The sequence below is a fragment of the Acinetobacter sp. AR2-3 genome (genome assembly GCF_001878775.1).
GTDB lineage: Bacteria > Pseudomonadota > Gammaproteobacteria > Pseudomonadales > Moraxellaceae > Acinetobacter > Acinetobacter lwoffii_D.
The window spans coordinates 87,744-99,789 of record NZ_MJIQ01000059.1; the positions used below are offsets into that span (position 1 = coordinate 87,744).

Annotated in this window: 7 protein-coding genes; all 7 read left to right on the plus strand. The window is 39.7% G+C overall.

Annotated elements, in window-relative coordinates; genetic code table 11:
• The first annotated feature begins 267 nt into the window (after positions 1-267).
• The 7 genes from BFN00_RS11510 (at position 268) to BFN00_RS11545 (ending at position 12,045) form a co-directional block, all read left to right on the plus strand.
• On the plus strand, positions 268-621 hold the full coding sequence (locus BFN00_RS11510; protein ID WP_005103547.1) for a helix-turn-helix domain-containing protein: 354 nt from the start codon (positions 268-270) through the stop codon (positions 619-621).
• 310 nt (positions 622-931) lie between these two features.
• Entirely contained in the window at positions 932-3,262 is a 2,331-nt protein-coding gene (locus BFN00_RS11515) for a type I restriction-modification system subunit M (protein ID WP_071851772.1), read from the plus strand.
• Complete coding sequence (locus BFN00_RS11520; protein WP_071851774.1) at positions 3,262-4,572, plus strand: restriction endonuclease subunit S; 1,311 nt, start codon at positions 3,262-3,264, stop codon at positions 4,570-4,572. The genes BFN00_RS11515 and BFN00_RS11520 overlap by 1 nt, the downstream gene beginning before the upstream one ends.
• 187 nt (positions 4,573-4,759) lie before the next feature.
• Positions 4,760-5,677 carry an Abi family protein gene (locus BFN00_RS11530; protein WP_071851778.1) on the plus strand — a complete coding sequence of 306 codons (918 nt, stop codon included), beginning with the start codon at positions 4,760-4,762 and terminating at the stop codon, positions 5,675-5,677.
• A gap of 35 nt (positions 5,678-5,712) precedes the next feature.
• Entirely contained in the window at positions 5,713-8,976 is a 3,264-nt protein-coding gene (locus BFN00_RS11535; protein ID WP_071851780.1) for a type I restriction endonuclease subunit R, read from the plus strand.
• 29 nt (positions 8,977-9,005) lie between these two features.
• On the plus strand, positions 9,006-9,740 hold the full coding sequence (locus tag BFN00_RS16055) for a lecithin retinol acyltransferase family protein (protein ID WP_213032103.1): 735 nt from the start codon (positions 9,006-9,008) through the stop codon (positions 9,738-9,740).
• Between the two features lie 130 nt (positions 9,741-9,870).
• Complete coding sequence (locus BFN00_RS11545; RefSeq protein WP_249449790.1) at positions 9,871-12,045, plus strand: coiled-coil domain-containing protein; 2,175 nt, start codon at positions 9,871-9,873, stop codon at positions 12,043-12,045.
• Position 12,046: the final 1 nt, after the last annotated feature.

The window sequence follows — 12,046 nt, forward strand, 5'->3', positions numbered from 1 at the left end:
TGACTGGTTTAACTGTGTTTTGTATTTTTCTTATTTTATTTATACGGAAGAGCGGCCAAGATTGAGTCCATCGGAAACTGATGATGGGACGTTCATTATGTTCAGTTTTAGCTAGGGTAAATGCGCATTTAGTTAGGCATAGATATTAACAAAGAACTGGCAACTAACATGAGAGCTGTGCCATATTTGGATCTAAAGATTTTGGTATTTTGACTAGATTTTTATATGACGGCGGCACAACACATAGCTAGATGAGGATAATAAATAATGAATTATTCCGAAAATGATAGTCCGATATATATTGCGTCAGTAATAGGTGAGCGCCTAAAACGCATCCGATTGAATCAAGATATGACACAAGCGGAGATTGCTAATAAAGCTTGGATTAGTCGGAGAGCTGTCCTTAATGCGGAGAAAGGCGACGTTCGACTAGTAGAGCTGATCGCTATTTTAGGTGCGCTCAATATGTTGGGTAATCTAGATCAATTGATACCTGAAGTATCATTTTCACCGATACAGTTGCTTAAGCTCAAAGGTAAAGTTCGCAAAAAAGCCTCAGGTAATAATAAACGAACTCAAAAACTGGTTATAAAGACCGCAAAGCCAGAATTAGATTGGTGATATACCTTCACGATAAAGAGCTTGATAGGTTCGAGGGAGTACCAAAATGGTATGGACAGACGTGAAGGGCTTACTAGAACAAACTTTTAATGATCGGTGTATTTTATATCAACCTTCAATCTGTCCCATTGCTCATTATTGAGCATAAAGCTAAAAATTTCTTTATTTTCAATAATACTTAAAAAACTCATAGGCATACTAATTAATATTCTTTTGTACAGTCTATCTCTAGCAAAACATGTTGTAAATCAGGCACAATGAAACTATAAATTTCAAGTTTTTATAGCCTGAGTGCTAGCGGTATTTTTTAATGACAAATAATAATTTTTCACAAGTAGCAGCTTTTATCTGGTCGGTTGCCGATCTCCTGCGTGGTGACTTCAAACAATCGCAATATGGTCGTGTGATTCTACCCTTTACACTGCTTCGCCGTCTGGAGTGTGTATTGGCGCCTACCAAATCGGATGTGTTGGTTGCTAATGAAAAAGAAAAACAAAAAGAAAAGCAACTTCCTGAAGATGCTAAAGAAAAGATATTGCTCAGAGCCACAGGTGGTTTGTCATTTTTCAATACCTCAGAACTGGATTTAGGCAGCCTGGGTCAAAAGGACATCCGTTCAAACCTCAATACTTATATTCAAAACTTCTCCAAAGACGCACGTGAAATCTTTGAACACTTCAAGTTCGACGAATTTATTGGTCTTCTGGATGATGCCAACTTGCTTTACAAAGTCGTTCAATATTTTTCAGACCCTAAAATTGATCTCAGTCCAAAAAATATATCTAACCATGAAATGGGCTTGGTGTTTGAAGAACTGATCCGCCGTTTTGCCGAAGGTTCAAATGAAACCGCAGGGGAACATTTTACCCCGCGTGACATCGTTCGTTTAACCACAGGCCTAGTATTCAGCAAGGATGATGACGTTCTGAATGGTGACGGTATCATCCGCACAATTTATGACCCGACGGCGGGTACGGGTGGATTTTTATCCTCAGGTTCAGAATATGTGTATGAGCATAATCCTGATGCGGTGATGCGGGTTTTTGGTCAGGAGTTAAACCCAGAGTCTTATGCGATCTGTAAAGCAGACATGCTAATTAAAGGTCAGGACGTGCGTAACATCAAACTCGGCAATACGCTGTCCAATGACCAGTTGGCGTATGAGAAGTTTGACTACATGCTGTCTAACCCGCCATTTGGGGTGGACTGGAAAAAGATCGAATCGGACATCAAAGACGAGCATGAGCAAAAAGGCTTTGAAGGTCGTTTTGGTGCAGGCTTGCCACGTGTATCGGATGGCTCTTTACTGTTCCTGATGCACCTGATTAGCAAAATGCGTGATACTGACAGCAATAGTCAGGGCAGTCGTATCGGCATTATCCTGAATGGTTCGCCGTTGTTTACAGGCAGTGCAGGCAGTGGTGAAAGTGAAATCCGTCGTTATATCTTAGAAGCCGATCTATTGGAAGCGATTATCGCGCTACCCACCGATATGTTCTATAACACCGGTATTGCGACTTATGTTTGGGTACTCAGCAATAAAAAAGAGACTCAACGTAAGGGCAAAGTACAGCTGATTGACGGTAGCAACCTGTACAGCAAAATGCGTAAGTCTCTTGGCTCTAAACGTAATGAAATGAGCGAAGACGATATTGCGATGATTACCCGCAGTTATGGTGACTTTGAAGTGACGGATGCACGTGAACTGGATAAACCCGCAGAGGTTAAATCTAATCGTGGTCGTCAATCGGCTAATCCTAAAAATGAAGCTGCTAAAACCTTTTCTAGTAAAATCTTTAACAGCTACGAGTTTGGTTACCGCCGTGTGACCATTGAGCGTCCTTTGCGTTTATCTGCTCAGGTAAGTGATGACGCCGTGGCATCGTTACGTTTTGCCCCGAAGCCGTTTAATGCAGTGATGCAAAAGGTTCATGAGCAATACGCTACGAACTGGACAGAAGACAGCTATGGTCAGCTTGATGAGTTTGATGTGGAAATCCGTGCGCTGATTAAAGCGGAATTTAGCGAGCTGAAAGAAAAAGATATTAAGACCGTGCTTGAGCCAAAATTGTGGTTGGAACAGCGTAACTTATTAAACAAAGCGAAATGTTTACAAGCGAAGATCGGCACGGCGCAGTTTGATGACTTTAATGCTTTTGATGATGTACTCAAGCAAGCGTTAAAAGATGCTAATGTGAAACTGGAAACTAAAGAGAAGAAGCAATTCCTGGATGCAATCACGTGGAAAAATGCCGAAGCTGAACCTGTCATCAATAAAGTATTAAAGATCAAAGTTAATCCTTTATATGGTCAGTTTGCTTATAAAGGAAAAGTGGTTGAATTTGTGCAGGATGGTGATTTACGTGATGCGGAAAACATTGCCCTTGACCCAAGCCAAAGCACCACCGATTTAATCGAGTCTTACTTTAAGCGTGAGGTGCAACCGCATGTACCTGATGCATGGATTAATGCCGATAAGCGTGATGCACAAGATAGCGAAATTGGTATTGTCGGTTATGAGATTCCGTTTAACCGTCATTTTTATGTGTATGAACCACCACGTGACTTAGCGGAAATTGATGCAGATTTGGATGCAGTCAGCCGTGAAATTATGGCACTGCTTCAAGAGGTGCATTCTTAATGGCGAAGTATCAGAAATATGCTGAATATAAAGATTCAGGTGTTGAGTGGTTAGGTGAAATTCCTCGCCATTGGGATTCAAAACCTTTGAAATATTTATGCACTTACAATGATGAGGTTTTACCTGAAACAACAGCTAAAGATGCAGAGATTCAATATATTGATATTGGTAGTGTTTCAGCAGTTGATGGTATTTCTAAAATTGAAACAATGATTTTTAAGGATGCACCGTCACGAGCTAGACGTATCGTTAGAGATGGTGATGTGATTGTTTCAACAGTTCGCACCTATTTAGAAGCAATAGCACCTATTAACAATCCTCCTGAAAATCTAATCGTTTCAACAGGATTTGCTGTTATTCGTCCTAATCAATACTTGTATAAAAGTTTCGCATCATATTGTTTAAGGGCTAAAGGGTTTATCAAAGAAGTTGTGGCTCGTTCAGTAGGTGTAAGCTATCCAGCTATTAATTCATCTGATTTGGTGAATATTACTATCCCAAGTATTGAATATGTAGAACAAGTAAAAATCGCCAATTTCCTCGACCATGAAACTGCAAAAATTGACAGCTTAATTGCTAAACAAGAAAAGCTGATTGAACTACTGAAAGAAAAGCGTCAAGCGGTAATTAGCCATGCCGTCACCAAAGGTTTAAATCCTGATGTAGCGATGAAAGATTCAGGTGTGGAATGGTTAGGGCAAGTGCCTGAGCATTGGGAAATTAGTCCTATTAAATTTATTTTGGAAAACAAAGATTATAAACGGATACCTCTTAGTGCTGAAGAACGAGGTAACTTTAGTGGTGATTATCGCTATTACGGTGCATCAGGTGTAATTGATTATATTGATGATTATATCTTTGATGAGCCAAACGTCTTAGTTGGTGAAGATGGAGCTAATCTCGTTAATAGGAATACGCCTTTAGCATTTCCTGCTTATGGCAAATATTGGGTAAATAACCATGCTCATATTTTACATCCTCAAGATGGTTTAGCTGACTATTGGGCTGAGTTAATTGAAATTATTGATATTAGTCCTTTGGTGAGTGGATCAGCACAGCCAAAATTAACGGCAGAAGCTCTAAAAAACTTGAAGATATCATTTCCATCAGATATGGAAGAAAGGAAAGCTATTGATGCTTTCATAAAACAACAAAAAGCTAAATTTGATTTGTTGATATCAAAAGCAACTGATCAAATTAAATTACTCAAAGAACGCCGTACAGCCCTTATTTCATCTGCGGTTACAGGAAAAATTGACGTACACAACTGGCAACACCTCAATGAGGCTAAAACGGAGTTTAGCGCATGAATACTCTCAGTTGCCTCAAACAAATGTGGAATCAAGCAGATACAAAAAATCATTGCATAAATAATTGCAATGATTCACTATATGCTCAACAACACCCGACAAGGCTAGGCAAGCAATTGCATCCTCAAACTGTCGGGTTACTTGTTTCTGGAGCCCTAAAAAATATAACAATCAGGGCAAGCCATCTATGAAATCTTTTAACAAGCCTGCCAAAACCTTTGCTGAACAAATTGAGCTATTAAAAGCGCGTGGCATGCAATTTGCCAATGAGCAAGATGCACAATTTTACCTAGAGCAAATCAATTATTATCGCTTAGGTGCCTACTGGCTTCCGTTTGAATACACCCATTCACCACATTGCTTTAAACCAGATACCAGTTTTGAACAGGTGTTAGCGCTGTATGTATTTGATCGTGAATTAAGGCTACTCATCCTGGATGCCATAGAACGCCTGGAAGTTGCCGTTCGTACCCGTTTTGCCTATGAACTGGCACATCGGCATGGCTGTCACGCCTATCTGCAAGGGCAATACTTTAAACCCACCTTTAGATGGCAAAGCTTACTCGAATCACTGAAAACTGAAGTGTCCCGGGCAGATGAAGTCTTTATCGAACACTATAAACGTACCTATGATGAGCCTGAATTACCACCGATTTGGGCAACCTGCGAAGTCATGAGTTTTGGGCAACTGTCCAAATGGTATCAGCTCTTGGCACCGATTCAGACACGTAAAGCCATTTCCAGTCATTTTGATTGCGATGAAAAACAGTTTGAAGGCTTATTACAGCATTTTGTCTACTTAAGAAATACCTGTGCCCATCATTCAAGACTATGGAACCGCAAATTCACTAAAACCATTGCCAAGCCGCGCAGTAAGCCGATGGGGCTTCGGGTGCAATGCAATTTTGAACCTAGTAACTCGGCAGAGCGAAAGATTTATAACAGTCTGGTATTTCTGCTTTATTTCATGGACAAAATCGCCCCACAACATACATGGCGTAAACGTCTGGTTGATCTGCTTTTGACACATCACAACATATCAAAAACAGCGATGGGCTTCCCTGAAGAGTGGCAAAGCCATCCTATTTGGCAGATAGAACAGTAATAAAGAAATTTGAGTATTGAGAGGGTCGGGGAAAAATGAGATCGGATGCAACTTTAGAGACCATCTTCCAGCAAGATATTATTGCGCAAATGCAAAGCCATGGTTGGCTTGTGGGTTCAGGTATAGGCTACGACCGTGAAAAAGCTTTGTATGAACAGGATGTTTTAGACTTCGTACAAAAGACCCAAGACAAAGAGTGGCAGAAGTTTAAAAACATCTTCCCGAATGATACCGAACGCCATTTTTTAGATACCGTGGTGGCTCAGCTTAAAAAAGCCGATATCAATGCCACCGATGTTGAATCCCGCAGTTATGGCACATTGGGCATACTCCGTCATGGTATCAAGACCCGTGGCACACGCTTTTCATTCTGTCAGTTTAAACCTGAACATGGCTTAAACCCCGAACTGAATCAGCGCTATCAGCAAAATATCTGCCGTGTGGTGCCTGAACTGGTGTATAGCCCATATACATCCAAAGCCGAATTAGAGGCAACTGGCAAACAAGCCAAGAAATGGCGCATCGACCTGGTACTGTTTATCAATGGCTTCCCTGTGGCAACTCTGGAGCTCAAGTCCGAGTTTAAACAGGCTGTGCAAAATGCCATGACACAGTACCGAAAAACCCGATTGCCCAAAGACCCTGAAACCAATAAGCCTGAACCCTTGCTGATGTTTAAACGCGGGGCATTGGTGCATTTTGCCGTGAGTCAGTATGAAGTCTATATGGCGACGCATTTGAATGGTGACAGCACCTACTTCCTGCCATTTAACAAAGGCACCAAGGAACAAGGTGCAGGCAATGATGTGCCTGAAGATGTGAATGAATACGCCACAGGCTATTTATGGAATGAAGTCTTAACCCCGGATAGCTTGCTGAATATTTTGGGTAACTTCATTCATTTACAGATTGAAGAAAAGGAAGACTGGGAAGGGCGTAAATACAAAAAAGAAAGCCTGATCTTCCCCCGTTATCACCAATGGAAAGTGGTGAATAACCTAGTTCAAGATTCATTGGCAGAAGGCACAGGGCAAAAATACCTGATTCAGCACAGTGCCGGTTCGGGGAAATCCAACTCGATTGCATGGACGGCGCATCAGCTTTCCAGTCTGTATGATGCCAATAATAAAAAGATGTTTGATTCGGTGATTGTGGTGACAGACCGAACCATTCTGGATGCACAGCTACAAGATACCATCTACCAGTTTGAACATGCCGACGGCGTGGTAGGACGGATTAACAATAAAGAAGGTGATGGCTCAAAATCCGAGAAACTGGCCAAAGCCTTGGAAATGGCGCAGCCGATCATTATTGTCACCATTCAGACTTTCCCGTTTGTACTGCGTGCCATTGAAAACAGCACCAGTTTAAAAGAACGTAAATACGCCGTCATTGCCGATGAAGCCCATTCATCCCAAAGCGGTTCCACGGCGCGTCAGCTCAAAGAAACCCTGATGATTGAAGAGCGTGAAGAAGATGAACAGCTTTCTTCTGAAGATGTACTCGATGCAGTGATGGCATCACGTAAGGGCAGTGCAAACTTAAGCTTCTATGCCTTTACTGCAACACCAAAGGATAAAACCTTACAACTGTTTGGTCGCTTGCCTGATCCAAGCATGCCGCCGTCTAAAACCAATATTCCTGTGGCATACCATGTCTATTCGATGCGCCAAGCGATTGAAGAAGGATTTATTTTGGATGTACTGAAGAATTACACCAACTATAAAGTCATCTACAAGCTCAAGCAGAAGATCGAAGAAAAAGACGCTCAGGTCGATGCCAAGAAAGCCAAGACCAGGCTGAATCAGTGGGTACGCTTACACGATCATAATATCTCGCAAAAAGTGAATATCATCATTGAGCATTTCAAGAAAAATATTATGGGCTTACTCGGTGGACAAGCCAAAGCCATGGTGGTGACCAGTTCTCGTAAAGAAGCGGTGCGTTATAAACAGGCTTTTGATAAATACATTGCTGAACAGAACTATGCCAACATTCAAGCCATGGTGGCATTCTCAGGCGATGTAGAATTTAATGCCAATGATGCAGACAGTAGCCATCTGTTAGGTCAAAAATTTACCGAAAGCAATATGAACCCGAATATGAAAGGTCGTGAAATGCGTAAGGCATTTGATAGCGATGACTTTCAGGTAATGATTGTGGCAAACAAGTTCCAGACCGGCTTTGACCAGCCGAAGCTGTGTGCAATGTATGTCGATAAGAAATTGGGTGGCGTGGAATGCGTACAGACCTTATCTCGTTTGAATCGTACTTATCCGGGTAAAGCAGAAACTGGCACCTTTGTTCTGGATTTCTTTAATGAACCGCAAGATATACTGGATGCTTTCCAGCCATATTATCAAACGGCGGAACTGGCGGATGTATCCAATCCTGATCAGGTTTATGATCTGTTTGAAAAGTTGAAAGCCTCAGGCATTTTCCTCTGGACTGAGGTAGAACAGTTCGTTGAGGCCTTCTACAGCAAAAATAAATCCAGTGCAGCTCTCGCTAACATCTGTAAGCCCGCTTTACAACGTTGGCAGCATCGCTATAAACAAGCCATCAATGATTATGATGTCACCAAGAGCCGTTTAGAACGCTGTAAACAGACAGGTGACGCCGTACTGATTGCCAATGCGGAAAACGAATTTGCTGAAGCGAAGAAAGCCCGTGATGCGCTGGAAATCTTTAAGAAGGATTTAGGCAGTTTTACCCGTTTCTATGAGTTTATGTCGCAGATCGTGGAATATGACGACAAGGAGTTAGAAAAGCTCAGTCTTTTTGCCCGTAACTTGCGCCCATTACTGCGTGAACAGGTGGCCGAAGAGGATGAGGTTGATCTAAGCAATGTTGCAATGACGCATTACCGTTTGTCCAAGTTACGTCAACAGGATATTCAGCTTAAAGCCGATAGTACCGAGCATAAACTTGAGCCTGGTAATGAACTGGGTACTGCAAAGCCGAAAGACAAGAAAGAAGACTTTTTGTCGCAGATTTTAAGCCGTATGAATGATCTGTTTGTGACGGACAATCTGACAGAGAAAGACATGATCAACTATGCTCTGACCATTGCTGACAAGATGTCTGAGAACACACGAATGATGAAACAGATTCATAACAACACTCGTGAACAGGCCATGCTGGGTGAGTTTGACACGGCGCTTGATGATGCTGTATTAGACAGTAATGCAGCGCATATGGAGCAAATGACACAGTTGATGAGTGATCCTGCGAAGATGAAGCAATTTGCGCATATTATTTATGATGTGTTGGTGAGTAAGCAGAATAAATCGATTTAAAAGATAAAGTTAAATTAGGGGGGGGAGTTATGGGAATTAAAGATTTTTTCAGTAATGCGATTGATGCTGTAACAGACACAGCCAAAAGTGCAACAGATGCTATTAAATATAACAGTGTTGTTGAATATGCTGTGATGGTTGCTAAAGAAAAAGCCTTTGATGCTGAAATGAAAACTATTGAGACTATTGAGAAGGCAACGGTCATTGTTGAGAAAGCAGGAGATGATCCAGCGATCCTTTTAAATTCAGCTAAATATATTCTTACAGGTGCATTATCTGGAAGTATTGCACCCACTGTTGTTTCTAAATATGTAGCTACTCATTATGTCGCGAATGGATTAAATAATCTGAGTATGAGAGTAAATCCAATACCAGGATCAATTGTGTATTGTAATTTATTTTTGAACACTGAACATTCAGGTGTTTATATTGGTAACAATAAAATTGTCCATTTAAACAAACATGGAAATATTGAAAGTGTAACTCCTCAAGAATTCATTAGTGGTACACCTGCAAATGCCATTTATGTCTCTTGTAATAATGGTGATCCTGTAGGCAGTGAGGTTGTTGCTGAACGTGCAAGAAAATTTATAAGTTCTAGACGTGATTACAACTTATTTTTTGATAATTGCCACCAATTTTCTGCAAGTTGTTTAACTGGTGATCCTGAGAATCGACTCACCATACTGACTATGCTTAAACTACAAAGTGATATCACCTTAGATGCTAAACAATGGTTGCATTGGGATCGACGTAATTGGTGATGACTTTAGTCATAAGATTTATATTTTAATTATTGGAAATTTTTGACTCAATTTTATTTGGAGATATAAGGAATTATATCTCTTAGGTCATTGTGTAAATAATAAATGTGAAAGTTTTAATAAAACTTGAATGAAAGATACAGAGGGTGATGTGAATACGGTTTCTAAAATTAATTATGCTGAAAGAGATGCATTAGAACAGCAACGAGCTACAATGTTACAACAGCTTAAAGAGTTACAATTTCAACTATTTGATAAAAGCTCGCCAGAGGTGATTGAACACGTTAGTCAGCTTCAGTTGGAAAAGGCAAAACAAGAATCATTGCTTAATCAGGCACAAGCAAAACTAGCGCAATTAGCCCCTGAGTTAGAAAATTTTCAAGAAGGTGCTGAGAAAATTTTGTTGGAGGCAATTAGCCAGCAGGATTGGTATGGGTTCAAAAATAAACGTGAAATTGTTTTTGATAAAAGAAATGGATTTTTATTCCCCAATTTTGAATACATGCCTCATGTGCCTTGGGGTGATTGGGAGAAGCAAAAAAAAGAATATGCGCCTAATGGGATTGGAAAAAAACAATGGGATGTACTTACTAACTATTTTAAATTTAATTCAGAACAGGAAAATATTACAGGCTATAAAGACCGAAGAGATTTTAATTTTCCTATAAAATTTGCAGGCCAACAACTTGTAAGTATAGAAGTTTATACAAATGCTCGTCTTAGCTATTCTACTCAAGGTATTATAAATTTTAAAAAAAATGCAGAAAATTTTGAATTTTCAGGAGTGACGAATCATTCAACCTGGGTGATCTTTCCGGCTTTAAAATTTTTTACTAATCCAGAAGTGACAATAGATAATCCTCGGCTAACAAATTTAGAGAAAGCAAAGACTATTTTAGACTTTTTTATACAACAAGATTGGGTTCCAAATTTTGAACCTTTTCTGGGGAAGTTTCATAATGAGGATGAAGATGATTTTCAAGAACGTTTAAATGAAGCTCAACAGCAATGTGATGAATACAATAAGATTTTCGATGCTTACTACAAGCGAATACAATTGCAAAAGAAGTTAGTAGGATTAGAGTCACAAATTGCCGAATTACCAGAATCAGCACCAATAAATGTATTTACTTCAGATTATGACTATAGAATTGATTTAAATAATTATAATTTAAGTGCAATTCAAAGTTCAGTTTGGCAGTATAGTCAAGCAAGTCAGCAATGGATTTGTAATCTATTAAACAATCTCGATTTATGGGAAAATGAGCACTTAGATTTAGTTAAAAATACAGTTGAACTCAATCAAGAACTAGACAAAAAGTTACCTGTAAGTATCAATGTCACTACGGAAGAAAAGCAGTTACTTGAATCACAATTACAACAGATTAAAAAACGACTTGATCTAGGTTTAACGCCGTTGCGTTCGAATTTAATAAACCTATTATCAGAGTCACAACAGATTTCTTCTAATTTAGAACAGACCAATACATTGTTTGGACTCGCTCAGCTTGAACAACAAGCACGCCCAAGTTTTGAATTACTCGCTGAACATACTGCAACGCTATGTACCAAGACATTAAAAGAAATGGAATGGCTAGACCAATCCCTAGATTTTGTGAGAACAGTAGTCAGTGTTCTACGTAAGTCAGCGGAAGACTATCTCATTCTCGTTGATAAGTATCAACAAGACCTCATACAGATTGGTTTAGACAATAGCATTGAAAGTGAAGAAATAGCCAAGTGGTTTGCTGAGTGGCGCAGTGAGCGTTTATCTTTACTAAAACAGTTTCAGCCTTTGTTGGATGCTGGCTTAAATAAACTTATAGATGAACAAACTGTACTTGATATTCTGCCATGTATTGAGCAGTACCAGAATGAGTTAGATCAATTTTATTTACAAAAGCGTTTAGGTATTCATACTACTTATGCCTTCCAACCGAATGGACACCGTCAAGAGAAGCTTGAAAAAGAGCAAGAACTCACCAAGCTTGTTCACCAGTTTATGCAACAGTTAGAAAAGGTCATCTTTAATACCAAAACAACGGCACAGAAAATTTGGCTTATACGCTTTAGTGAGGTTTGGCAGCAAGGTATGGTGAATGAAATTACAAATTTTCTAGCCAAAGAACAGCTAATAGAACGTGATGATGTTGTTTTAATTATGAGTGAAGAATTACGTAAAGTTCAGCAGCAGAACTTAGCATCATGTTTGCAGGATGCTCAAAGTTATAGTGAAGCTTTAGCTCAGCGAGAAAAAGACGTAAATACATTGATTTTTAAAATGCGTAAAGCATTAATGAAATAAG